We start from the raw sequence: 24,257 nt of genomic DNA on the forward strand, positions 1-24,257 counted from the left end.
AATCCGGCCCCCGCAACCAACACTTCTGAAAACAATAAACACCCTCAAGGGTGTTTTTTTGTATCTGTCGTTTGTGAATTTGCCGGGCGTTTACCCGGCTGAAAGCGTTATCCGCGTCGCGCCAGCGTCGCCCCGTCAGAGAAATACGCCCGTATCCCCGCCAGAATCGACTCCGCAACCTCCTGCTGGAATTTTGCCGTCTTGAGCTTACGCTCCTCTTCGACGTTACTGATAAACGCGGTTTCGACCAGGATGGACGGGATATCCGGCGCCTTGAGTACCGCAAACCCGGCCTGTTCAACGCTGTTTTTATGCAGCTTATTGATGTTGCCCAGCTTGCCCAGCACCGCTTTACCAAACTTCAGGCTGTCGTTAATGGTCAGCGACTGCACCATATCGAACATAGTGTGGTCGACGTAGCGGTCACCGCTTTTGCTCACGCCGCCAATCAGGTCAGAGGCGTTCTGGGTGTCAGCCAGATATCTTGCTGCGGTACTGGTCGCGCCTTTGGTTGAGAGCGCGAACACCGACGAGCCGCTTGGCTGACGGCTGGTAAACGCATCTGCATGGATCGAGACGAACAAATCGGCGCGCTGCTTCTGCGCTTTCGCCACCCGGACCTTCAGCGGAATAAAGATATCTTCATTGCGCGTCATATAGGCGCGCATATTACCTTCTTTATCAATCAACGCCTTCAGGCGGCGGGCAATTTGCAGCACCACGTCTTTTTCACGCGTGCGGTATTTCCCCACCGCGCCGGAGTCTTCACCGCCGTGTCCGGGATCGAGCATGATCACAATCGGACGATCGCGCCCTGCTTTCCCCGGCTGCGGACCGCTTTGCGCAGGTGGAACCTGACGCTGCAAGTCGCCCTTGTTGTAATCCTCCAGCAGGGCAAGAAGCGGATCCTGAATATCCGTTGCGTTGGCCGGGTAGAGATCCATCACCAGGCGCTCTTTAAACGTCGCGACGGGCGCCAGGGCGAACAGCTGCGGCTTAACGTTCTGTTTAAGCTCAAACACCATGCGCACGGTTTGCGGATCGAACTGCCCGACGCGCGCCGATTTAATAAACGGATCGTCGCCGCGGATCTGCGCCGCCATCCCTTTCAGCACGGAGTTGAGGTTAACGCCTTCGAGATCCACCACCACGCGTTCCGGGTTGCTGAGGGCAAATTGCTTATATTTCAGCACGCGATTGGATTCGACCGTCACGCGCGTATAGGTCGACGACGGCCAGACGCGCACCGCCACCACCTGACTGGTGGCGGCAAGACCGACCTGACTGACGCTAAGCAACCACATTGCCCCGGCCCCTTTTAACAAACGGCGGCGGCTTATTGCTGAATTGGATCCCGACATGCTTCTCCCGAGCAAGAACACTGACTGATATACAAAATGTCCAAATTGACCGAAAACTTTAACGAATGACGCATAAACTGTCATCTATAAAAGGGTAAACAATCATACGCTAACGCACGGATTACTTATTAATTTCTGTGGGGCGCGGAAAATTTGCGCTTGCACACGGGACCACAATCGAATAAAAATACAGAAATTACGAATAAACATTCATTAAGGGTTGTGCCATGGTGAAGGAACGTAGAACCGAACTGGTCCAGGGATTCCGCCATTCTGTTCCCTATATCAACGCCCATCGGGGAAAAACGTTTGTCATCATGCTTGGCGGCGAAGCCATTGAGCATGAAAATTTTTCCAGCATCGTCAATGACATTGGCCTGCTGCACAGCCTCGGGATCCGCCTGGTGGTGGTGTATGGCGCGCGTCCGCAGATCGACGCCAACCTGGCCGCTCACCACCACGAGCCGATTTACCACAAACACACCCGCGTCACCGATGCCAAAACCCTGGAGCTGGTGAAACAGGCGGCGGGTCTGCTGCAGCTGGATATTACCGCTCGCCTGTCCATGAGCCTGAACAATACGCCGCTGCAGGGGGCGCATATCAACGTCGTGAGCGGCAACTTTATCATTGCCCAGCCGCTCGGCGTGGACGATGGCGTGGATTACTGCCACAGCGGCCGTATCCGTCGTATTGATGAGGAAGCTATTCACCGCCAGCTGGACAGCGGTGCCATCGTGCTGATGGGCCCGGTCGCCGTTTCCGTGACCGGCGAAAGCTTTAACCTGACGTCCGAAGAGATCGCCACGCAGCTGGCGATCAAGCTGAAGGCGGAAAAAATGATTGGGTTCTGCTCCTCCCAGGGCGTCGTGGACGCTGAAGGAACAATCGTACCGGAACTCTTCCCGAATGAAGCCCAGGCCCGCGTGGAAGCGCTGGAAGCCGAAGGTGATTACCACTCCGGCACCGTCCGCTTCCTGCGTGGCGCCGTGAAGGCCTGCCGCAGCGGCGTGCGCCGCAGCCACCTGATCAGCTATCAGGAAGACGGGGCCCTGCTGCAGGAGCTATTCTCCCGCGACGGTATTGGTACACAGATTGTGATGGAGAGTGCGGAGCAGATCCGCCGCGCCACCATCAATGACATCGGCGGCATTCTGGAGCTGATCCGCCCGCTGGAACAGCAGGGTATTCTGGTGCGTCGCTCACGCGAACAGCTGGAGATGGAGATCGACAAATTCACCATTATTCAGCGCGATAACCTGACCATAGCCTGCGCCGCGCTCTATCCGTTCCCGGAAGAGAAGATCGGTGAAATGGCCTGCGTGGCGGTGCATCCTGATTACCGTAGCTCTTCACGCGGCGAAATGCTGCTTGAACGCGTGGCGGCACAGGCGCGCCAGATGGGGCTAAGCAAGCTGTTCGTCCTGACGACGCGCAGCATTCACTGGTTCCAGGAGCGCGGATTCACGCCGGTGGATATCGATTCTCTGCCGGAAACGAAGAAAGAGATGTACAACTATCAGCGTCGTTCAAAGGTGCTGATGGCTGACCTGGGATAATACAACGCTTGCCGGGTAGCGCTGCGCGTACCCGGCCTGGATGTCTGGCGTTGTTCAGAGTGACTCAAATATCGCGCCCAGCCCGCTTCGGCGTTCCGTTCGGGTGGCGATCGCCTGCACCAGCACCCGTTCATCGGTATAGAGCGACAGGCGCTGACGCGCGCGCGTAATGGCGGTATAGATCAGCTCGCGGGTAACGACGGGTGAAAGCTGCGTGGGCAGGATCAGCGCCGCATGGTTAAACTCGGAGCCCTGGGATTTATGCACCGTCATTGCCCATGCGGTTTCATGCTCGGGCAAACGGCTCGGCTGGAAGGACTTAACGGTCCCGTCCGGCATCTGGAACCAGACGCGCAGGCCCTGACCGCAGTCGAGCGCAATCCCGATGTCCCCGTTAAAGAGCCCCAGCGCGCTGTCGTTGCGGGAGATCATCACCGGCCGCCCTTCATACCAGCGCGAGTGCGGGGTACGGTTAATTTTGCGTTTTTGCGCCAGCAGCTGTTCCAGCCTGTCGTTCAGACCCCGAACGCCAAAAGGGCCTTCCCTCAGCGCACAGAGCAGCTGGTATTCGCCAAACGCGGCAATGACCTGCTCCGGCGTACTTTGCTGTTGTACGCCCGTCAGAAAGTGCTGGTACCCCTGCAGGGCGTCGTCAAGCATCGCCTGATACTCTTCCCCGCTTTGCAGCGATTTTTTCTCAATATCCGTATAGGTTCCGTCAAATACCGCAGTGGTGGTGCGGCGGTCGCCCCGGTTCACCGCCGCCGCAAGCTGGCCGATGCCGGAGTCGCTGCCGAAACGGTAGCTTTTTTGCAGCAGACACAGGCTGTCGCGCAGCGCCCCCGCAAGCGAATGGTTTTCAGACGTGAGCGAACATCCGGTGAGACGGGCTAACTCCTGCGCGCGTTCCGCGGTATATCCCAGGCTGGCATAGGTGCAGATGTCCCCCAATACGGCTCCCGCCTCTACGGAGGCAAGCTGGTCGCGATCGCCGAGGAAAATGACACGCGCGTGCGGCGGTAGCGCATCGATCAAACGCGACATCATCGTCAGGTCAATCATCGACGCTTCATCCACGACCAGCACGTCAAGGTGCAGTGGGTTACCGGCATGATAGCGTAGACGCTGGCTACCCGGCTGTGCGCCAAGCAAGCGGTGCAGCGTGCTGGCTTCATTGGGGAAAAGCGCAAGCTGATTCCCGGTTAGCGGCAGTTTTTGCAGCGCGCCGCCTAACGATTCCGTCAGACGTGCCGCCGCTTTACCGGTGGGGGCCGCCAGGCGAATACGGCACTTTTGCTCACCCGATAGCTGAATCAGCGCGGCAAGCAGTTTTGCCACAGTGGTCGTTTTCCCGGTGCCCGGGCCGCCAGAAATCACCGAGATCCGTCGCGTTAAGGCCACGGCTGCCGCAACTTTCTGCCAGTCTGTCGCGTCGTCAGAGGTAAACAGCGCATCCAGCGTTTGCCGGAGCTGCGCTTCATCGCAGGGAAGCGGGGCGTTGGTCTCGCTGAAGAAGCGCGCTACCGTCAATTCGTTACGCCACAGCCGGTTAAGATACAAACGCTCGCCGACAAGGATCATTGGCGTCCCGGTATCGGCTCCGCTCACGGCAGGCGAACCGAGTAATATCTCCTGCCAGTCCACTGCGTCCCCCAGCAGCGCGAAACACGCCTGTAAAGCCGGAGGCATTTTCTCATCCACCGCCAGACGCGACAGCGGCAGACATACGTGCCCTTCCCCCGCGTCTTTACTCAGAATGGCGGCGGCCAGCATGACGGCCGGCTCCTCGCCTGCCACCATCATGGCGAACTGCACATCCAGGTGGCGCAGTAATCGTTGTTCAACCGCGTCCAGCAGTAGCGCCTGCATCGTCATGCCACCTCCTCCGTGCCTGCAGCAAACAGGTTATCCATTTTTTCAATCAGTTCCGCAGCCGGACGCGTGCTAAAGACGCCGGAACGCGGGTCGTTAGCATCCACTCCGCGCAGGAACAGGTAAATGACGCCACCAAAATGATCTTCGTAGCGGTAATCGGCCATGCGATGGCGCAGGTAACGGTGCAGCGCAAGGGTGTAAAGCTGGTACTGCAGATCGTAGCGATGCATTTGCATTGCCGAGGCCATCGCGTCCTGGGTGTAGGCTTCGCTGCTTTCACCCAGCCAGTTTGATTTGTAATCCAGCAGGTAGTAGCGCCCTTCGTGGCGGAAAACCAGGTCGATAAAGCCTTTGAGCATCCCCTGCACCTGGCGGAAGTTCAGCTGCGGGCACCCGGCGGATAACGGATCGTACTCGCGGATCAGCGCATCAAGCGCCTCGGCCCTGAGCGGGCTGGCGATGGGGAGATAAAACTCCATCTCCACCTGCTTGTCTTTGCCGGTCAACTGGTTCAGCGAGATCCCCTGCGTCGTGAGCGGCGCGTGCAGTACCGCGCGGATCCAGTCGGTAAGAACCGGCTGCCACTGCGCGTCGTAGCCGCCACTCTGTAACATCTTCAGTACCCACTCTTCGGAAACTGGCTGGGTAAAATCCAGCTCTTCAAACAGGCTGTGCAAAAACGTGCCCGGCGAGGCGCCGCGCGGGAACTGGTGCGGCGTGAGCACCGGCTCAGCGGGTACGCTACCGGCTCCTGCGGCATCCACGTCCAGTTTTGGCATCAGATCCTGCGCAATACTCTGCCCGTGCTGCTGTAAACCGGAGTAGCTGGTGACGCGCCAGTCGTCGGCAATGGTACGCACAACCTGGCGGGCATGGAGCTCTGACTCACTCAGCTCCGGCATCTGCCAGCGGCTGTTGTCGGGCTGCGACGGAATATGCAGGGCAACATGCTCTGTGCAAAGAGATTCGATGCACTGGCGCAGGCCCGCCGCGTCTTTGGGTTCACCATGCTGAATAAGCCGCCCCAGCGCGCTCAGATGAAAATCGCTCTCCCCGGTCTTTTCGCCACGGCGACGGAACAGAGGCGCAATGCCCAGGCTGCAGTGCCAGACCGAACGGGTCAGCGCCACGTAAAGCAGGCGCAGGTCTTCTGCCAGACGCTCGGCTTCGGCCAGCTCAACGCTGGACTCCGCGTTTCTGAGATCGAGCACCGCCTCAAAAGACTCGCGATCGTGGTAAAAGGCCTGATCCTGCACGCGATAATTGGCGATAAACGGCAGCCAGACCAGCGGATATTCCAGGCCTTTCGACTTGTGAATGGTGACGATCTGCACCAGATGTTTATCACTCTCAAGGCGCATCTGCTGGCTGGACGAATTACTGTTCGGATCGGCAATCTGCTGCGCCAGCCAGCGCACCAGGGCGTGTTCGCTCTCCAGCTGCGTTCCGGCTTCCTGCAGCAGTTCGCTGATATGTAAAATATCGGTCAAACGGCGCTCGCCGCCTGCTGTCGCCAGCATATTCTCGGCAATGTGGCGCTGTGCCATGAGCTCGCGCACCATCGCCATGACTCCACGCTTCTGCCACTTTTCGCGGTAGCGAACAAACTCTTCTACCACGGCATCCCACGCGGCTTCGTCATTGTTGAGCGCATCGATATCCCGCGCGTTCAGCCCGAGCATCGCGCTCGCCAGTGCGCTACGCAGCGTGCTTTCCCGCTCCGGAGCCAGCACGGCCTGCAGCAGCCATAGCATCTCCTGCGCTTCCAGCGTTTCAAAGACGCTGTCGCGGTTTGAGAGGTAGACGGAGGGGATATTTAGTAACGTCAGGGCGTCGCGGATGAGCGCGGCTTCCTGACGGCTGCGAACCAGCACCGTGATATCGGATGCCTTTACCGGGTTTGGTTTATCCCCCTTCCACAGCAGCGCTTTACCGTGCGCGCCCGCACTGAGCCAGTCGCGGATTTGTGCGGCACAGTGCTGGGCCATGGCATTTTGATAGTCGGCAACGCCGCAGCCTTCCCCATCCAGTAGCCAGAAGTTCATGGCAGGCTGCGCCTCGCCGTTGAACTCGAAGCGCAACGAGGCATTTTTCTCGGCAAACTTTACCGGCTGAAACGGGATCTCCCGGAACATAAACGCCGTATCCATGCGGCTGAAGAGCGCGTTGACGCTTTCCACCATGCCGGGAGAGGAGCGCCAGTTAGTATCGAGAGTGTAGTGCGCGTCAACTTCGCTACGGGCTTTCATGTAGGTGAAAATATCCGCACCGCGGAAGGCGTAGATGGCCTGTTTCGGATCGCCGATTAACAACAGCGCGGTACCGGGCTGCTGGCGCCAGATACGGCGGAAAATGCGGTATTGTTGAGGGTCGGTATCCTGAAATTCGTCAATCATCGCCACCGGGAAGCGGGTCCGGATCGCGGCGGCAAGCGCTTCGCCATTTTCACTGCACAGCGCCGCATCGAGGCGGCTCAGCATGTCGTCAAACCCCAGCTCACCCCGGCGGCGTTTCTCACGCGCGACGGCGTCGCGAATTTCCGTCATGGCGCGGGTAATCATCAGATCGTTGAGCGTTAAAGGCTCAGTCAGCAGGGTTTCAATCGCCACAAACAGGGGATGCTCAGGCACAATGCCGTCGGATTTGGTCCGCTCAACCAGGAAACGCCGGGAGAATTTCTCCAGCGCGTCCGGGAGCTGGTAGCCTCGCGTCTCTTCCTGCGCCCAGGCGCTGATCTTGTCGATCCATTTCCCCTGGTTGCCACGGTTAAACTTGCGTCGGTCAATCCCGGAATTTTCGATGATTGCGTCAATCTCGCCAACGGACTCAATCCATTTTTGCTTGATGTCGGTAATTTGCGCGATGATTTTTTCATGCCGTGAGGCCAGGGTTTCATCCGCTGGCGGCGGGGATTTGATGACCGGCGCTTCACCCTGCAGATAACGATCGATCGCGCGCAGCAGCGCCTCAGGGCCTTTCCATAGTGCGTGTACCGCTTCGGCGATATCGCGCTGTAACGGGTAGCAGTGGCGACGCCAGAAATCCGCACAGGCCTGATAGCGAAGCACGGATTCATCTTCAATGAGCTGCTGTTCAAACAGCATTCCGGATTCAAATGCATTCAGGCTCAGCATACGCTGGCAAAAACCGTGAATGGTGAAGACGGACGCTTCATCCATCTGCCGTTCAGCGAGGAGCAGCCACTGGGCTGCCTGTTGCTTATCGGCAATCTCTTCCAGAAGGCTGGCGTAGAGAGGGTTATCCGTGCTCTGACGCAGACAGGCGATGCGCAGCTCGTGGATATTGCTGCGAATACGGCCCCGCAGCTCAGCGGTGGCAGCCTCGGTGAAGGTGACTACCAGCAGTTCTTCCACGCTCAAAGGGCGTGGAAAAGCGGCGTTGCCGCCAAGCCCCAGCAGCAGACGCAGGTACAGGGCGGCAATGGTGAAGGTTTTTCCCGTTCCCGCTGAGGCTTCAATCAATCGTTCACCCTGCAGAGGTAAACGTAAGGGATCAAGGGACTCAGCGGTATCGGTCATTCTTTCTTACTCCAGGGCATAGATTGCTGCAGCGCGCTGACGCTCTTCCAGACTTTCCAGCCTTTCGGGTTCACGTACTCCGTTTTCCCGTTCTGGCTACCGGAAACCTGGGACAGAATGGTGATTCCCTGCGGCTTAATGACCGCCTGATGGAAGAAGTCGGCAACCTTCTGCGGCGTCAGCTGTTTTATCTCGGCCACTACTTTATCACGCGAATCAAATTTCAGATTACCGCGATCGAAATCTTTGCTCAGCTGCGAGGCTTCTTCACCCAGCGTCTGCGGCGGCTGCATCACCTGTGCGATGACGGCCTGCTGGATCTGCGCAAACTCTTCCGGCTTCATGGCGCGGAGTTTCGCTTCCACCTGCGGGAAGAAGGCCTGGTAACGCTTCCAGAGATACGCCGGTTGTTTATCGCTGCTTTGCAGCAGGAAACCCAGCCCCCACTGTCGGCCTACGTTCATGGAGAAGGCAAACACCGCGTAGCCAAGCTGCTCCTCAGTGCGTAACTGGTTGTAGAACCACGGCTGAATAATTTGCCCCAGCACGGCACTCTGCGCCGAGCTGGCGAATTCATCATAGCCCGTTGGCACAAATACCGCGGCCAGCGCGGAATCCGTGCTGTTACCCGCCTTTTCAAAAATCACATTCTGTTTTTTCTCAACCAGCACGTCCTGGTTGCGGCACCACTCGTCGCCTTTCGAACCGAGCTGAGTGCGTACATTCTCTGCCAGGGTTTTGGCCTGATCCTCACTCATGTTGCCGACGATCAGGAATTCCGGACGCGTGTTGGTTTTCAGCGCGTCACGGTAAGCCAGCACGTCTTTTAAGGTGATCGAAGGCAACAGCGCGCGGCGGTCCTCTCGCTGGAAATAAGGAACTTGCGACAGCATTTGCGCCGGCATAAGCGCCAGATCGTAAGCTTTGCCCTTCTCCGCAGAATCCATCATCTGCGCATACCACGATTTGGCCTGCTCAAGCTGCTCTTCCGTCGGCGTATAGCTGAAATAGCCCTCCAGCAGTGCCTGAAACAGCTGAGGCAAACGCTGGGTATAGCCGTTTGCGTTGAGCATCAAACCGTTGTTGGCGTTGGTGGAGAAGCTGATCCCGCCCACGGCCGCCTGGTTGCTAAGCTGATCGAGCGCAATCCCGGCGAGATAGTCATTGAGCGCGAACATCACCTGATTTTTGGCGCTGTTCATCGCTTTCGGGTTACGCAGCACCACGCTGACATCGGCCTTTGGCTCGCTTGCGAAGTAGCGGCTGGGCGTATACACCACGCGCAGCGTCGGCTCATCAACAATGAGCGCCGGGTGTGGATAATCTTTTGTCGTTTTGGTCAGCGAGAAGTCATCCGGAATATAGGGGTTCAGCTCCGGCAGCTTCAACGCAATCTCTCCGGCCTTCTTCTGCCAGTCGGCGAAGGTCTGCGCGCTGATTTTATCCACCTGATAGGGGGCATCGACAAAATACGCCGTCTTGTTATGCGGTTCGTTCGGGCTGATGTACCAGATGCGGGCATTCTCCGGCGTCATCATCGCAAGGCGGGCTTTTACCGCCTCGGCGTCATACCGGTCGGCAATATTCACCGCGTCGAGGGTGTGCTCCACCGGCACGCGGATCATGGTATCCGCCAGCCACTCAACGTAATCCATGTCGCGGGTAATGGACGGGTAACGGAAATCGAGATCCAGCACGTGCGCGAGCTCATCAAAGTAGCGCTTATCGACGCCTTTCTCACGCAGTAAAGAGAGGTAGCTGAAGATCGCAGCCACCACTTCGTCACGGTTTGCCAGGCCCTTGTCGGTCAGGGTGGCGGAGATCGCCAGCACGCCGCTATTACCGTTCACAACCGGATCGGAGTCGGCGCGAATACCTTCCACCAGCCCCTGTTTTTGCAGCCAGTCAGAAAGCGTACCCGGACTACGGTTACCTATCAGGTAGGTCACCAGCTCATCGGTTTTACTGCGAAACTGTGCGGTGTTGTTATCGATGCGGAATTCGACGCGCAGCACTTTGCGCGGCAGCGCAGGCACGTAGTGGATCACAATGCCCTTTTGCGCGTCCGTGACCACCGGTACGTCTATCTGCGGCAGGTCGATATTTTTATTCGGCACCCGACCAAACGTTTTAGCCGCCATGCCTGCCAGTTCCGGCAACGGTTTATTGCTGTAGATGACCGCTTTCATCAGGTTGGCGGAGTAGTATTTATCGCGAAACGCGTGCAGGGCATCAAGCACCGGGCTGTTCGGTTTGTCGCTCAACGTCTCCAGGTTACCGCCGGAGAAGCGCGAACCCGGGTGCGCAGGGTTGATGGTTTCGGCGCTGACCTGGGCCATGCGCATACCGTCTCGCGTGCGGGCAAGGGTCAACTCAGCATTGACGGCATTGCGTTCACGGTCGGCATATTTTTTATCCAGCAGGGGGGCGGCGATGGAATCAGCAAGGCGATCGACCGCGCCTTCCAGCGCATCATTTTCGACTTCGAGATAAAAGGCCGTGCGGTACGGTGCCGTACTGGCATTGTGGCTGCCGCCATGCATTTTCAAAAATTCGGACAGGCTATCTGGCTGCGGGTATTTTTTTGACCCCATCAGCGTCATATGTTCCAGATAGTGTGCAAGCCCAGGATGCGCGTCAGGATCTTCCAGCGATCCAACCGGCACCACTAATGCCGAGAGGGACTTCACCGCCTGCGGATCGGAAACCAACAGCACAGTCATGCCGTTATCAAGACGAATAGCCTGATATTGACGAGTATCTTTTTCGCTTTTACGAATAGTTTCCTGAACGGGTTGCCAACCGGAGTCTGCCTGAGTGACAGGTACCCAGAGGGCGAAAAACAAAACAAACGCTTTAAACAAGGTGCTACCTCTTTATCACGGCTACATCATTAACACATTGCGTGCTGGACACGCCAACATCTCTTTATTGGGTACATCAGTCCGTGATAAGAAGTGCATCATAAATGAACACCCCATACTGCGCAATTTTTATACAGCGCTCAGGACTGATTAAATTTAAACAACGGCAGCAGGTAGCGCTGCGCCTCTTCCGTGATGGCTTCAAAGTACTCTGGCTCAAGCGTTCGCCATAAGCGCTGATACCAGACATCTTCACCTTCGCCCCGCACCATCATGTTACCTTCGTAGGCCTGCATAAATTTACTGCGCGCTTTCTGCAGTGACGCCTCATCCGTTAACATCGCATCATTCTGTGCGTCATAACAGGCTTTTATCCAGGCCCCGCCACTTTCCGGCAGTACCAGGAGCGGTTTGTTCATTCCCTGACGGTAGCCCTCAATGTACAAAGACAGATACCGTAACGCCTGCTCAGACTCCATCGGCGGGAAGCGCCATTCGCCCTCTTTGCGCACGAAAATCCGACTTTCACCTTTATGACCATCCGCACTGTAGACAAGATGTTCCAGCCAGAGTTGCAAACCCTGTGAAACGCTAAGCATAGAGGGCCGCCAGCGCAGCAGCCCGTCCGGCTGAACCTGGGTTAACCAGCCCGTGAGTTGTACACCATTGCAGTTGAGATCGATTTCAATGCTTTTCCCTGGCTGTCGGCACGCTCTTACGCGCTCTGCCAGGGCGGTCATCTCCTGACACTGCGCCTCCCACACAATTTCCCCGAACGCCCCATAGGGCAGCTGCCCTGCAGCACGGTAGCGGCGATAAAGTTTGTCAGCATCTTCCTCTTCAACCAGCGCATTCAACAGCTGCAGGTTTAACTGGTAGCGCTCCAGCCCTTCCAGCGTAAAGGGCTCTGCATCAGGAATTTCACTCTCTTCAGAACGGAAGGTGACCTGCAATCGCTGCTGGAAGAAGGCGCGCACCGGATGCGCCCAAAACCGCTGAAGCTGCTCGAAGGTCAGGGTGTCGACAGGGCGCGGATCAAGTTCCTGAATGAAATCGGTATGCGCATTCCCCTCCTTTTTCGCCGCCGGTAGCCACTCCTGCGCATAGCTCTGGCGCTCGCTGGCAATATAGTTCACCGGATCAAACGGCATGCGGCTGTGGAAACAGGTGATATGAGATTTCACCCTCTTCTCGCTTTCATCGCAGTTGCGCTCTTCATCCCCTGGCAGATAGTGACTCTGGCCGATATAGTCCACCAGCTCCTGCACCAGAACGGAGGGAAAACGCTCGCTGTTGTCCTGAATGGAACGGCCGATATAGCTGATATAGAGCTTACTCTGGGCGGAAATGAGCGCCTCAAGGAAGAGGTAGCGGTCATCATCGCGGCGGCTACGGTCGCCCCGCTTTGGATCTGCGCTCATCAAATCGAACCCCAGCGGCGCCAACGCGCGCGGATAAACGCCGTCGTTCATGCCAAGCAGACAGACCACTTTAAACGGGATAGAACGCATTGGCATCAGGGTGCAGATATTGATGGGGCCTGCCAGGAAACGCTGGCTGATTCGCTCCTGATCGAGCCGCTGCGTCAGCTCATCCCTCAACAGCGACAGCGGGATGGCCTCCTGATAGTGGGAGTTCACGCCTTCGTCGATGATCGCCTGCCACTGCGTTTCAATCAGTGCCATTGCCGCTTCGGTGTCACTGTCTGGCAGGAAGAAATCATTAAGCAATGCCCTGCAAACCGGAAGCCACGCTTCAAGCGGACGCGGCTGCATCAGCTCGTGTCGCCAGCGGTTAAGCTGCATCAGGAGTGACGCTAAATGCCCCACCAGTTCAGCAATTAACCCGCTGGACTCATCGTAAGACAGCACCTCATTCCACTCACCCTGGCTGCTCTCCATGGCGTAGCCCAGCAGCATACGCGTCAGGCCAAAACGCCACGTGTGCTGCCCGGTTGGAGGAAGTTCGAACTCCTGAACGTTATCGTCATCGATCCCCCAGCGCACGCCAGATTCGTTCACCCACTGGCGAAGGTAGCGCAGCCCCTCTTCAGTGATGTTAAAGCGTGCAGCCAGCACGGGAACATCCAGTAACGCCAGGACATCTTCGGAGATGAAGCGGCTATCCGGCAGTGAAAGCAGAGTGATAAAGGCCTGCAGTGCCGGATGCGACTGGCGGGCACGACGGTCAGAGATAGCGTAAGGCAGATATCGCTCGCCCGTCGCACTGCCAAAAACGGCCTGAATAAAGGGACTATAGCTGTCGATATCCGCCACCATCACCACAATATCGCGTGGCGTCAGTTCGGGATCGTCCTGCAGCATCGCCAGCAGCTGGTCGTGAAGCACTTCGACCTCACGCTGAGGGCTATGGCAAACATGGATCGTGATGCTGCGATCGTCAGCATCCAGCTTGCGCTTGCTGTCGCTACGTTCGAATTCGTTCGCCGTCACGCCCATCACGGCACGGTTTTCCAGATCGAGGATATCCAGCTGAATATGATGCAACAGGCTATCAGGGGCAATATCGACAAAGGCATCCACGTCGCCTTCGCCTGATGAAGTGATGTCTGAAAGCATGTGAATGTAGTCACGCCCCAGCTTCCCCCACGAGGCAAGCAGTGGATTGGGCAGGTTCTGGATACCGTCTTCATCAAAAAGCTGACCGGCAGTCGAGCCGTCTTTAAACAGCGGGACGGAACGTTCTTCAAAAAGGCGCTTTCGTTGGCGAGTTACCAGCCGCGCAAGCCAACGTTCGTCGAGGATATCCCCCCAATACTGTCGGCAAGGGTTGGTGAACAAAATATGGATATCAATATGTTTACCCAGCGCGTTCAAAGCCTTCAGATAAACAGGCGGTAAGGCGGATATCCCGCAGATAAAAACGCGTGACGGCAGTCGGGCCGGGCGCTCCAACGCATTCTCGAGTATGGAGATAAACCGCTCGTACAGGTTGGCACGATGCCACTTAGGCTGCCCAAGTTTCTCCGTATGTTCTACCAGTGCTTTCCACAGAGGTGCCTGCCATATTTGCGCCTCCGGTAGCCCTTCAACCAACTCGCCCGCTTCCCAACGAATTAACCAGTCAGAACGGTAAACAAGGTATTGGTCGTAGAGATCGGCGGTACGCGACGCCAGCTGGAACAGCTTGCGCTTATCGGTATCGTCATTGAGGTAGTGGCGCAGCATGGCGAATTCATCGTGCTGCAGCATTTCCGGCAGCAGCGCCATGAGCTTCCAGCTCATGCCTTGTTTGTTGAAGGCGCTCTGCTCCGGGATGTCCGGCAACACGCGCACAAACATCTCCCAGATAAAACTCGCGGGCAGCGGGAAATCAATATTTGCGGCTATGCCAAATTTACGGGAAAGCGACATTTGCAGCCACTGTGCCATACCGGTGCTCTGCACCAGCACCATTTCAGGCTCAAAAGGATCGTCAAGCCGCTCGCGCTCAACGATAAATTCCATCAGCGCTTCCAGCACATCCAGACGATTTGAGTGGTAGACCCTTAACATAGACGCTCCCGACTACTGGCTAACCGGGCAATGCAGACGCGTTATCTCACCGCGCCGCCCCAGAGGAGAAATAAGTGTGACCGTGATGCTGACACATCCTGCGTGCGTTGTCTGCCCCCGACTGGCCTGCCAGCCTGCCGGGAGAACATTTGTTGAAAGCTGAGACTGATTCCAGGCATGTTGCCAGAGCTGGCGATACTGATTAAACAGGGTAAACCGCGCCGCCAGCGCCCGGTGATAACCCGACAGAGCCGTCACGACGATCACCAGCAGCATCATCGCCAGCAGTACCTCAACCATGCTAAACCCTTTTTCTCTGTTCACGGCAGCTGGCATAACGCGCTCTCCTTAAGGGGACAAAAATCACTCCAGCCGTGAGGCGAAAAGCGAACGTTCCCGTCGACAATCTCTCCTGAGCGCCAAAGCAGCAGGCCTCTGTCTCCGGCAATCAGCAGTACACGCGCCCCACTCAGCTGGCGCAAACACGCTCGCCACGCCGGTGTCTTCTTGCACTGAACCTGTGGCTCCGACGACCAGCTCTGAACTCGTCCCCACTCAAGCGCGGACTGCACCGTCGCCTGCTGCTGAATCGAACTTTTCTCCCCGCCAACGAGCGCGCTAAACGTTGTGAGCTGCTGACTGAGACCGGTGAGGATCAGGGTACCCAGCACCAGTAAAAGCAGAACCAGCGCCAGCGAAGACATTCCGCGTTGACGATTCACAGGTTGTACCCCGTGACCGTATACAACGCCTGCCAGGGTTCCCCCTGCTCGCCTTTACGAATCGCCGCCAGTTCGATATTCACCTCTGGCGCAAAACCGGCATGTTCCACTGTCCTCACCACAAAATGCGCGATCGCTAGCCTGTCCGGGTCCGTGAGCTTTTCCCATCCTTTTCCTTCACATGAGGTCGCTCCACGCTGGGTTTCAAGCGCACCAGACTCCAGTCGAAAACCGGTGCTGTCATTTTCTGATGCGCTGTTATCCCAGCTGCCGTTACTGTTGGCATCCCACCGCACAATGACGCAACTTCCTTGCCTGGCTGTCACCAGCGCCTGTCCCTGACAGTTTCCCGCGCAGTACCCCGCACGCTGAAGCTGTTTGCCCAGAGCAAACAGGTGGTGCCAGACCTCTTCCTCCAGTTGTCTCTGACCAGATTGCGCTAAGATCGCACGCTGCAAGCCGGGTAAAAAACGCGATGCGCTTATCAGCAAAAGGCTGCTAATCGCCGTGGCAATCAGAAATTCAGTCAGTGAGAAACCTCGCTGCTTCATCGACATGAACCTCCCGCAGAGACCTTACACATCCTGATGCGTCCTCCATTTGAGACAATAATCAGCCATTCTCCCGCGCGGCTTTGAACGCGTATCCGCCCAGCCCATGCAGTATCCTTTAATCCATAGAACGCGAGCGACGGCGTTACCTCGCCGATCGCGACCTCTGGCCAGAGTGGTATCACCACAAAGGGACTGCCCTTCTCACAGCCTTGCGCTGCAGAGCTCACCAGACAATCCATGCCTCCCACCCGCAGACGGGTAATTTGATGGTCGCGGTTGTAGCGGTTGGCATGATTGCGCAGAAACAGCAGGTAATCTCGCACCTGACTGGCGGTTTGCCACAGCCGCTGCTGCCGCTGCCAGTTGTCCCAGCCGTACAGCCCTGAGGCGCTGAGGATAACGACAAGCGAAATCGCGACCAGCGTTTCGATAAGCGTAAAACCGTTCTCTTTTTTCATACCGGGAGTGTGGCGAAGCGCCGTGAACATGACGAGCGACAGTTCTTCGTTTTACGAGGCGTTATCCGAGGAATTGAGAGTGTTGCAGCGCGTTGCACGCTTTCTGGATAGCGCTTCGGGAAACAGGATAAAGGCGAAAAAAAACCGGCGCTAAACAGCACCGGTTGTGTCACGCTTTATCGCATCAGATAGCGACAGGCGCTTTGATGCCCGGATGCGGGTCATAGCCCTCAATCTCGAAATCATCAAAGCGGTAGTCGAAGATTGAAGCCGGTTTGCGCTTGATAATCAGCTTCGGCAGAGCACGCGGTTCGCGGGTCAGCTGGAGATGCGTCTGTTCCATATGGTTGCTGTAAAGATGGGTGTCCCCACCGGTCCAGACAAAATCACCCACTTCCAGATCGCACTGCTGCGCCATCATGTGGACCAACAGCGCATAGCTGGCGATGTTAAACGGCAGGCCGAGGAACACGTCACAGGAGCGCTGGTAGAGCTGACAAGAAAGCTTTCCATCCGCCACATAGAACTGGAAGAACGCATGGCACGGTGCCAGCGCCATTTTATCCAGCTCGCCGACGTTCCAGGCGGAAACGATGATTCGGCGCGAATCCGGATCGTTTTTCAGCTGGTTCATCACGGTGGTGATCTGGTCAATATGGCGACCATCAGGCGTTGGCCAGGCGCGCCACTGCTTGCCGTAAACCGGGCCCAGGTTGCCATTTTCATCTGCCCATTCGTCCCAGATTGAGACGTTATTTTCGTGCAGATACGCAACGTTGGTATCGCCTTGCAGGAACCAGAGCAGTTCATGAATGATCGAGCGCAGGTGGCAGCGCTTTGTCGTCACCAGTGGGAAGCCTTCTTGCAGATTGAAGCGCATCTGGTGGCCAAAAATGGAGAGCGTACCGGTGCCGGTGCGGTCGTTTTTCGGCGTGCCCTCGTCGAGCACTTTTTTCATCAATTCAAGATACTGTTTCATGGTTCCTCAGGAAATTTGTTGCTGTGGACGACGACGATACGCCCAAATCATCATAATGGCACCCGCGACAATCATCGGAATGGAGAGGATCTGCCCCATGCTGATGTACTGTACCCATTCGCCGGTAAACTGTGCGTCTGGCTGACGGAAGAACTCGACGATAATACGGAATGCGCCGTAGCCAATCAGGAACAGGCCGGAGACAGCGCCCATCGGACGCGGTTTGCGGATAAACAGGTTGAGGATGATAAACAGCACCACACCTTCCAGCGCCAGCTCGTACAGCTGAGACATATGGCGCGGCAGAACGCCGTAGGTATCGAAAATGGACTGCCACTCCGGGTGTGATGGCAGCAATGCGATATCTTCTGCGCGGGAGCCCGGGAAGAGCATCGTGTACGGCACGCTCGGGTCGACGCGGCCCCACAGCTCACCGTTGATAAAGTTCCCCAGACGGCCAGCGCCGAGACCAAACGGGATCAGCGGTGCGATAAAATCTGAAACCTGGAAGAAGTTGCGTTTGGTGCGTTTGGCAAAAATCACCATCACCAGGATCACCCCAATCAGGCCGCCGTGGAAGGACATGCCGCCGTCCCACACGCGGAACAGATAGAGCGGATCGTTCAGGAATACCGGGAAGTTATAGAACAGCACGTACCCAATGCGGCCACCGAGGAACACGCCGAGGAAACCCGCATAGAGCAGGTTTTCAACTTCGTTTTTCGTCCAGCCGCTGCCCGGACGACTGGCGCGACGGCCAGCGAGCCACATGGCAAAAATGAAGCCCACAAGGTACATCAGACCGTACCAGTGAAGCGAAACAGGTCCTACTGAGAAAATGACCGGATCAAATTCCGGAAAATGCAGATAACCACTGTTCATCTGTCACCACAAGATGTTGTTATTCCGCTGAAAGTGGACAGCGGTAGAAATGCGATTCTGCCGTAAGCAGAGGCTCCAAAGTTGCGAATCATAGCACAAGGCGGGCGCGGAGGATGCGCCAGAGATGTAAAAGATGTGTATAGGGTTTTATGCGCGCTGGAGCCCTCTCCCGGAGGGAGAGGCAGAAAGATGATTAGCGGCCGCCGCGGATCAGGCCGCCCATACCGCGTCGTTCCATAAACGCCGCGACCTGATGACGAACCTCTGCTGCCAGCTGCGCGTCAAGGCTGCGTTCAGCCAGCTCGCGGGCATCGTTGATGTCGATATGCCGCAGCAGGTACTTCACGCGGGCGACAGCGCGACCGTTCATCGACAGATGGCGATATCCCAGACCAATCAGGATCGCAACGCACATTGAATCCCCGGCCATTTCACCGCACAGGCGTAAATCAATGCCGTACTGTTCCGCTTCACGGGCAATCATCGCTAACGCGCGAATGATCGCCGGATGCAGGCTGTCGTAGATACTGGCGACACGGGTATTGTTACGGTCGACGGCCAGAATATATTGCGTCAGGTCGTTCGTGCCGACAGAGATAAAATCAACACGGTTTGCCAGCTGCGGCAGCATAAAGACCATAGACGGCACTTCAAGCATCACCCCGATCCGCGGTTTCGGGATCGCATAGCCGATCATCTCTTCCACTTCACGGCCTGCACGTTCGATCAGTCGCCGGGACTCGTCGATCTCATCAATGCTGGTGACCATCGGGAGTAAGATGCTGAGATTGCCCGTCGCCGCGTTGGCGCGCAGCATTGCACGCACCTGGATCAGGAAGATCTCCGGCTGATCGAGCGTAATGCGGATCCCACGCCAGCCCAGGCACGGGTTTTCTTCGCTGATCGGCATATAGGGCAGCTGTTTATCCGCGCCGACATCGAGGGTTCGCAGGGTGACAGGTTTGTCGTTAAACATCTGCAGCATCCCCTGATACTGCGCCACCTGTTCCTCTTCTGAGGGGAAACCGCTCTGCAGCATGAACGGGATTTCAGTACGGTATAGACCAATACCGTCGATGCGGCTGCCAAGCTTTTCTTCATGCTCAGGGCTTAAACCGGCGTTGAGCATGACTTTGATCCGCTCTCCGCTCTTAAGCTGTGCGGGCAGGTTAACGTCATCCTCCGCCAGCTTGCTTAATTCATTCTCTTCGCTGATAAGTCGCTGGTATTCCTGGAGCAGAACTGGCTCAGGATCGACCAGCAGCTCACCGCGATAGCCGTCAACCACCAGCGTACGGCGGTGCAGTACCGACGGCTGGATATCGGCCCCCATAACGGTTGGGATACCCAGCGCGCGCACCATAATGGCGGCGTGTGAATTGGCGGCACCATCGCGCACCACCACACCGGCCAGCCTGTCCTGAGGCAGTTCAGCCAGCGTCGTTGCCGAGAGTTCATCGGCGACCAGAACAAACCGTTTTGGCCAGGCATTCGGCCCCTGAATGGTGTCATCGAGATGGAACAGCAGACGCTGTCCCAGGGCGCGGAGATCGCCAGCCCGTTCTTTCAGGTAACCGTCGGTCAGTGCCGCAAACTGATCGGCAAATTTTTCGATGACCTTCTTAACCGCCCACTCTGCGACCGAGCCTTTATCCACTTCCGCAAACAGCTCACGACGCAGACGCGCGTCGGAGAGCAGGTGCGAATAGAGGTCGAAGATGGCCGCAGTCTCTTTCTGTGCGCCTGCGGCAAAGCGCTTGCTGTAACGACGAAATTCATTCGCCGCCTCTTCCAGCGCAGCGGTAAGACGCTCGCGTTCAAGCGCTTCATCAAGCGTAGAGGCTTCGTAAACCTGCTCCATCAGCGGCAGCGTGGCATCCATCCAGCCTTCCGCGATCGCTACGCCTGGCGAGGCCGGAAGGGCACGAATGCGCGTATGGCGATATTGACCAAAGAGCGCAGCAAGCTGGGACTGGGAGAGGATCGCCGCCATCTGCGTGGCCAGCGTGACGAGGAAAGACTCTTCGCTTTCATCGTACTGACGTAGCTCGCGCTGCTGGACAACCAGCACGCCGAGCAGCTGGCGACGCTGGATAATCGGCACGCCAAGGAAAGCGCGGAAGCGCTCTTCTTTTACGGAAGGGATGTATTTAAAGCTGGGGTGTTTTTGCGCGTCAGCTAGGTTGATGGGTTCAGCCAGTCGCCCAACCAGGCCCACGATACCTTCATCAAATGCGAGCGTGACGGTGCGTCCACGTGGTTTTTTCAAACCACGGGTCGCCATCAGGTAATAGCAGCGCCGATCGTGGTCGGCCAGATACACCGAACAGACCTCGGTCTCCATCGCAAGACAGATGTCAGTGACCAGAATATTCAGCGCCTCGTTCAGACGCGGAGCACTGGCCACCTTCTCGACTATTTCTCGCAAGCGGGTGAGCATGATTTGCGTAGCTTAACCTCTTTTACGTCGCCAGGCAGGTGCGCTCTGCGGCTTAGGCGGGATCTCCTGAAGCTGCATTACCACACTTGCAAACTCTTTCATCACCCTACGGTAAACATCGCGTTTAAATGACACGACCTGACGAACAGGATACCAATAGCTCACCCAGCGCCAGCCATCGAACTCCGGCGTACTGCTGGTTTGCATATTGATGTCTGAATCGTTGCCCACCAACTGCAACAGAAACCACTTCTGTTTCTGGCCGATACAAACCGGCTTTGTGTCCCAACGCACCAAACGTTTCGGTAACTTGTAACGCAACCAGTTGCGGGTCGAAGCCAGGATGCGAACATCTTTTCGGCTCAAACCGACCTCTTCAAAAAGCTCCCGGTACATCGCTTGTTCTGGGGACTCTCCCGGATTGATCCCGCCTTGCGGGAACTGCCAGGAGTGCTGACCATATCGCCGGGCCCACATTACCTGGCCCTGACGATTACAAATTACTATTCCTACGTTCGGGCGGTAGCCATCGTCATCAATCACCGGACTACCCCAAATTAAACCTTATATATGAATGATTGTTTCACACTACAGGGAGGCGGTAAACCACTCTCTTACAGGGCTGCAACCTAATAACATTTGAATAACTCACAAATAAGTACTGAGTTATAAACAGATGAGAGGCAGTGAAGGGAATTTTATTCACCTTTTCTGTGGATATAGTTGTGAAGAAGTGTCTGATTACCGATGAACAACCTCAAACCCTGTTTTGCCAACGCTTTCGAGCCATTCAAATAATTCAATATTTTTCATAAAGTTAAATGTATTTTTATGAACAAAAAACAGAATAGCGTGACGATCGTCACATCAGGGATCGTCGTACTGATGAAAGATCGAACAGCGTCGGTTTTATCCACAGATTGTGCCAATAAGTTAGTCACAATTTGTTTGAAAATTCGATTTTCATCGCACGTCAAGGCTGTAAATTGAAACAGTAGTCAGGGTTATGCCCAGTTATCCCATTTTTCTGTGGATAACATGGTGTAAGATCCTGTTCATTGTCAGTGACCAGATTTGAACAACCGGTTTTCTGAGTCTGGTGAAACGATTTACAAGCAATAAAAAAACCTATAAATCATAGACATGGAATATTGGTACAGAAATAGTTAAACTCTATCCACAGGGGACAATTTCTTCGTTTATTTTTTAATCAAAAGGTTACCTTCATGCATCCGCTTACACCCTTGCTCTCACCGCCGTCCAGCGAGGGCCAGTTGCTACAGCAGGCACAGCGTCTGGCAGGCTTTTCGCTTGGCGAGCTGGCGGCAATGGCAGGGCTTCAGATCCCGAAGGATCTGAAACGGGATAAAGGCTGGATCGGCATGCTGCTCGAGCTGTGGCTGGGCGCCAGCGCAGGGAGCAAACCCGAGCAGGATTTTGCAGCGCTTGGCGTGGAGTTAAAAACCATCCCCATAGACAGCCAGGGCAAGCCCCTTGAGACAACTTTCGTCTGCGTTGCGCCACTAACCGGCAACACCGGCGTGACGTGGGAAACCAGCCACGTTCGCCACAAGCTGAAGCGCGTGTTGTGGGTACCGGTTGAAGGTGAGCGTCAGATCCCGCTGGCTGAGCGTCGCGTTGGCGCGCCGCTGCTCTGGAGCCCGAACGACGAAGAAGAGCATCAGCTGCGGCTGGACTGGGAGGAGCTGATGGACATGATCGTGCTTGGGCAGGTAGAGCGCATCACAGCCCGACACGGAGAAGTATTACAGCTGCGCCCGAAAGCGGCCAACAGCAAAGCGCTTACCGAGGCAATCGGCGCGCAGGGCGAGCCGATACTGACGCTGCCGCGCGGTTTTTATCTCAAAAAGAACTTCACCGGCGCACTCCTGGCACGTCATTTCCTCTTAAAAACATAGTTTTTTACTTATTTTGCGAGCTCTCAAACATAATCGACTGCTTTTTAAGATTTTACCGCTTCCTCAAGTCGCCATATCGGGTTAATACTAGATTATGATTTGATACGCGCCAGATGAGGACGATAACGATGAAAAAATGGGCAGTGTTAGTTTCAGCAGTCGGTTTAGCATTTGCCGTATCGGGCTGTAGCAGCGATTACGTCATGGCGACAAAAGATGGTCGAATGATCCTGACCGACGGCAAACCCGAAGTCGACGATGATACCGGTCTGGTCAGCTACCGCGACCAGGAAGGCAATAAAATGCAGATCAATCGCGACGAAGTATCGCAAATTATCGAGCGATAAACAGTTAAAGGTCAGTCGCTTGCTGGCCTTTTTGATTTTTTTCTTCCCCTTTTGCTTCCCCTCTGCCATGTTTATATTCCTTTGTCGGGCACGCCCTGACGCGGTCTATAAGTCTACTGAGGAAGCCGGCTATGCATTATCACCGTATCCCCCACAGCGCTCTGGAAATTAGCCAACTGGGGTTGGGCACGATGACATTTGGTGAACAAAACAGCGAAGCCGATGCCCATGCACAACTCGATTACGCCGTCAGCCAGGGGATTAACCTGATTGATGTCGCGGAGATGTACCCTGTTCCGCCACGTCCGGAAACGCAGGGACTTACCGAAACCTACGTCGGTAACTGGCTGGCAAAACGCGGCAACCGTGAAAAGCTGGTGATTGCCTCAAAAGTCAGTGGTCCCGCGCGCAACAACGATACCGGGATCCGCCCGAATCAGATCCTCGATCGTAAGAATATCCGCGCTGCACTGGACGCCAGCCTGAAGCGCCTGCAAACCGACTACCTCGACCTGTATCAGGTGCACTGGCCGCAGCGCCCAACCAACTGCTTTGGTAAGCTCGGCTACAGCTGGAATGAGAGTGCCCCCGCCGTAACGCTGCTGGAAACGCTGGAAGCGCTGACCGAGTGCCAGCGCGCGGGAAAAATCCGCTACATTGGCGTCTCTAACGAAACGGCCTTTGGCGTAATGCGCTATCTGCACCTGGCGGATAAACACGATCTGCCGCGTATCGTCACCATCCAGAATCCGTACAGCCTGCTTAACCGTAGCTATGAGGTTGGTCTGGCCGAAGTGACGCAGTATGAAGAAGTGGAACTGCTCGCCTATTCCTGTCTCGGCTTTGGCACGCTGACGGGAAAATACCTGAACGGCGCGAAACCGGCCGGGGCGCGAAATACCCTCTTTAGCCGCTTTACCCGCTACAGCGGCGAGCAGACGCAGAAAGCCGTTGCCGCCTATGTGGATATCGCAAAGCGTCACGGTCTTGACCCTGCCCAGATGGCGCTGGCCTTCGTGCGTCGTCAGCCGTTTGTTGCCAGCACCCTGCTGGGCGCGACCACGATGGAGCAACTGAAAACCAATATTGAGAGTTTCCATCTGAACCTGAGTGAAGAGGTGTTAGCGGAGATTGAAGCGGTGCATCAGGTTTATACGTATCCTGCGCCGTAATAAAAGCAAAACGGCAACGCACGTTGCCGTTTTTAGGGTTTGCTCCCTCTCCCTGTAGGAGAGGGCCAGAG

The 24,257-nt window shown here is 56.2% G+C and carries 17 protein-coding genes; 4 read left to right on the forward strand and 13 right to left on the reverse strand.

Annotated features, from left to right (window positions below; translation table 11 throughout):
- Nucleotides 1-107: 107 nt before the first annotated feature.
- Nucleotides 108-1,361, reverse strand: coding sequence for an N-acetylmuramoyl-L-alanine amidase AmiC (gene amiC / locus INF68_RS02320; RefSeq protein WP_023309036.1), 1,254 nt, complete (start codon nt 1,359-1,361; stop codon nt 108-110).
- Between the two features lie 227 nt (nt 1,362-1,588).
- Between amiC and argA the strand changes: the two genes are divergently transcribed.
- Nucleotides 1,589-2,920, forward strand: a complete 1,332-nt coding sequence (gene argA / locus INF68_RS02325) for an amino-acid N-acetyltransferase (RefSeq protein ID WP_023309037.1) — start codon at nt 1,589-1,591, stop codon at nt 2,918-2,920.
- 54 nt (nt 2,921-2,974) lie between these two features.
- Here argA and recD read toward each other — a convergent pair whose 3' ends face one another.
- The 12 genes from recD to rppH form a co-directional block, all read right to left on the reverse strand.
- Nucleotides 2,975-4,795 carry an exodeoxyribonuclease V subunit alpha gene (gene recD, locus INF68_RS02330; protein WP_126785839.1) on the reverse strand — a complete coding sequence of 607 codons (1,821 nt, stop codon included), beginning with the start codon at nt 4,793-4,795 and terminating at the stop codon, nt 2,975-2,977.
- Entirely contained in the window at nt 4,792-8,334 is a 3,543-nt protein-coding gene (recB, locus tag INF68_RS02335; protein ID WP_126785838.1) for an exodeoxyribonuclease V subunit beta, read from the reverse strand. The genes recD and recB overlap by 4 nt, the downstream gene beginning before the upstream one ends.
- Nucleotides 8,331-11,198 (reverse strand): pitrilysin, encoded by a 2,868-nt coding sequence (ptrA, locus tag INF68_RS02340; RefSeq protein WP_126785837.1) that lies wholly within the window; start codon nt 11,196-11,198, stop codon nt 8,331-8,333. Before ptrA ends, recB begins: the two co-directional genes overlap by 4 nt.
- A gap of 140 nt (nt 11,199-11,338) precedes the next feature.
- Nucleotides 11,339-14,713 carry an exodeoxyribonuclease V subunit gamma gene (gene recC / locus INF68_RS02345; RefSeq protein ID WP_193525249.1) on the reverse strand — a complete coding sequence of 1,125 codons (3,375 nt, stop codon included), beginning with the start codon at nt 14,711-14,713 and terminating at the stop codon, nt 11,339-11,341.
- 12 nt (nt 14,714-14,725) lie between these two features.
- Nucleotides 14,726-15,049 (reverse strand): prepilin-type N-terminal cleavage/methylation domain-containing protein, encoded by a 324-nt coding sequence (locus tag INF68_RS02350; protein ID WP_126785835.1) that lies wholly within the window; start codon nt 15,047-15,049, stop codon nt 14,726-14,728.
- Nucleotides 15,034-15,435, reverse strand: coding sequence for a DUF2509 family protein (locus INF68_RS02355; protein ID WP_126785834.1), 402 nt, complete (start codon nt 15,433-15,435; stop codon nt 15,034-15,036). Before INF68_RS02355 ends, INF68_RS02350 begins: the two co-directional genes overlap by 16 nt.
- Nucleotides 15,432-15,992 carry a prepilin peptidase-dependent protein gene (locus INF68_RS02360; RefSeq protein WP_126785833.1) on the reverse strand — a complete coding sequence of 187 codons (561 nt, stop codon included), beginning with the start codon at nt 15,990-15,992 and terminating at the stop codon, nt 15,432-15,434. Before INF68_RS02360 ends, INF68_RS02355 begins: the two co-directional genes overlap by 4 nt.
- The gene (locus INF68_RS02365) at nt 15,983-16,447 is read right to left on the reverse strand and encodes a prepilin peptidase-dependent protein (RefSeq protein ID WP_109844637.1); all 465 of its coding nucleotides are present in this window, start codon (nt 16,445-16,447) and stop codon (nt 15,983-15,985) included. Before INF68_RS02365 ends, INF68_RS02360 begins: the two co-directional genes overlap by 10 nt.
- 184 nt (nt 16,448-16,631) lie before the next feature.
- Nucleotides 16,632-17,426: a thymidylate synthase gene (thyA, locus tag INF68_RS02370; protein ID WP_014885081.1), complete on the reverse strand. Its 795-nt coding sequence runs from the start codon at nt 17,424-17,426 to the stop codon at nt 16,632-16,634.
- Between the two features lie 6 nt (nt 17,427-17,432).
- Nucleotides 17,433-18,308: a prolipoprotein diacylglyceryl transferase gene (lgt, locus tag INF68_RS02375; RefSeq protein WP_023309046.1), complete on the reverse strand. Its 876-nt coding sequence runs from the start codon at nt 18,306-18,308 to the stop codon at nt 17,433-17,435.
- A gap of 193 nt (nt 18,309-18,501) precedes the next feature.
- Nucleotides 18,502-20,748, reverse strand: a complete 2,247-nt coding sequence (gene ptsP, locus INF68_RS02380; protein WP_023309047.1) for a phosphoenolpyruvate--protein phosphotransferase — start codon at nt 20,746-20,748, stop codon at nt 18,502-18,504.
- Nucleotides 20,749-20,760: 12 nt separating this feature from the next.
- Nucleotides 20,761-21,291 (reverse strand): RNA pyrophosphohydrolase, encoded by a 531-nt coding sequence (gene rppH, locus INF68_RS02385; protein ID WP_013098553.1) that lies wholly within the window; start codon nt 21,289-21,291, stop codon nt 20,761-20,763.
- Between the two features lie 683 nt (nt 21,292-21,974).
- Here rppH and mutH point away from each other — a divergent pair.
- The 3 genes from mutH (at nt 21,975) to INF68_RS02400 (ending at nt 24,186) form a co-directional block, all read left to right on the forward strand.
- On the forward strand, nt 21,975-22,667 hold the full coding sequence (mutH, locus tag INF68_RS02390) for a DNA mismatch repair endonuclease MutH (RefSeq protein WP_126785832.1): 693 nt from the start codon (nt 21,975-21,977) through the stop codon (nt 22,665-22,667).
- A gap of 128 nt (nt 22,668-22,795) precedes the next feature.
- Entirely contained in the window at nt 22,796-23,014 is a 219-nt protein-coding gene (locus INF68_RS02395) for a YgdI/YgdR family lipoprotein (protein WP_008499668.1), read from the forward strand.
- 131 nt (nt 23,015-23,145) lie between these two features.
- Entirely contained in the window at nt 23,146-24,186 is a 1,041-nt protein-coding gene (locus INF68_RS02400; RefSeq protein WP_023309049.1) for an NADP(H)-dependent aldo-keto reductase, read from the forward strand.
- Nucleotides 24,187-24,257 lie beyond the last annotated feature (71 nt).

Origin of the sequence: Enterobacter cloacae complex sp. P16RS2 (assembly GCF_014982155.1) — a bacterium.
Lineage (GTDB): Bacteria > Pseudomonadota > Gammaproteobacteria > Enterobacterales > Enterobacteriaceae > Enterobacter > Enterobacter cloacae_M.

What these genes read in the sequence shown, in the direction of transcription:
- amiC (WP_023309036.1), bottom strand. Translation starts at nt 1,361, where the DNA reads ATGTCGGGATCCAATTCAGCAATAAGCCGCCGCCGTTTGTTAAAAGGG.
- argA (WP_023309037.1), top strand. Translation starts at nt 1,589, where the DNA reads ATGGTGAAGGAACGTAGAACCGAACTGGTCCAGGGATTCCGCCATTCT.
- recD (WP_126785839.1), bottom strand. Translation starts at nt 4,795, where the DNA reads ATGACGATGCAGGCGCTACTGCTGGACGCGGTTGAACAACGATTACTG.
- recB (WP_126785838.1), bottom strand. Translation starts at nt 8,334, where the DNA reads ATGACCGATACCGCTGAGTCCCTTGATCCCTTACGTTTACCTCTGCAG.
- recC (WP_193525249.1), bottom strand. Translation starts at nt 14,713, where the DNA reads ATGTTAAGGGTCTACCACTCAAATCGTCTGGATGTGCTGGAAGCGCTG.
- INF68_RS02350 (WP_126785835.1), bottom strand. Translation starts at nt 15,049, where the DNA reads ATGCCAGCTGCCGTGAACAGAGAAAAAGGGTTTAGCATGGTTGAGGTA.
- INF68_RS02360 (WP_126785833.1), bottom strand. Translation starts at nt 15,992, where the DNA reads ATGTCGATGAAGCAGCGAGGTTTCTCACTGACTGAATTTCTGATTGCC.
- INF68_RS02365 (WP_109844637.1), bottom strand. Translation starts at nt 16,447, where the DNA reads ATGAAAAAAGAGAACGGTTTTACGCTTATCGAAACGCTGGTCGCGATT.
- thyA (WP_014885081.1), bottom strand. Translation starts at nt 17,426, where the DNA reads ATGAAACAGTATCTTGAATTGATGAAAAAAGTGCTCGACGAGGGCACG.
- lgt (WP_023309046.1), bottom strand. Translation starts at nt 18,308, where the DNA reads ATGAACAGTGGTTATCTGCATTTTCCGGAATTTGATCCGGTCATTTTC.
- ptsP (WP_023309047.1), bottom strand. Translation starts at nt 20,748, where the DNA reads ATGCTCACCCGCTTGCGAGAAATAGTCGAGAAGGTGGCCAGTGCTCCG.
- mutH (WP_126785832.1), top strand. Translation starts at nt 21,975, where the DNA reads ATGCATCCGCTTACACCCTTGCTCTCACCGCCGTCCAGCGAGGGCCAG.
- INF68_RS02395 (WP_008499668.1), top strand. Translation starts at nt 22,796, where the DNA reads ATGAAAAAATGGGCAGTGTTAGTTTCAGCAGTCGGTTTAGCATTTGCC.
- INF68_RS02400 (WP_023309049.1), top strand. Translation starts at nt 23,146, where the DNA reads ATGCATTATCACCGTATCCCCCACAGCGCTCTGGAAATTAGCCAACTG.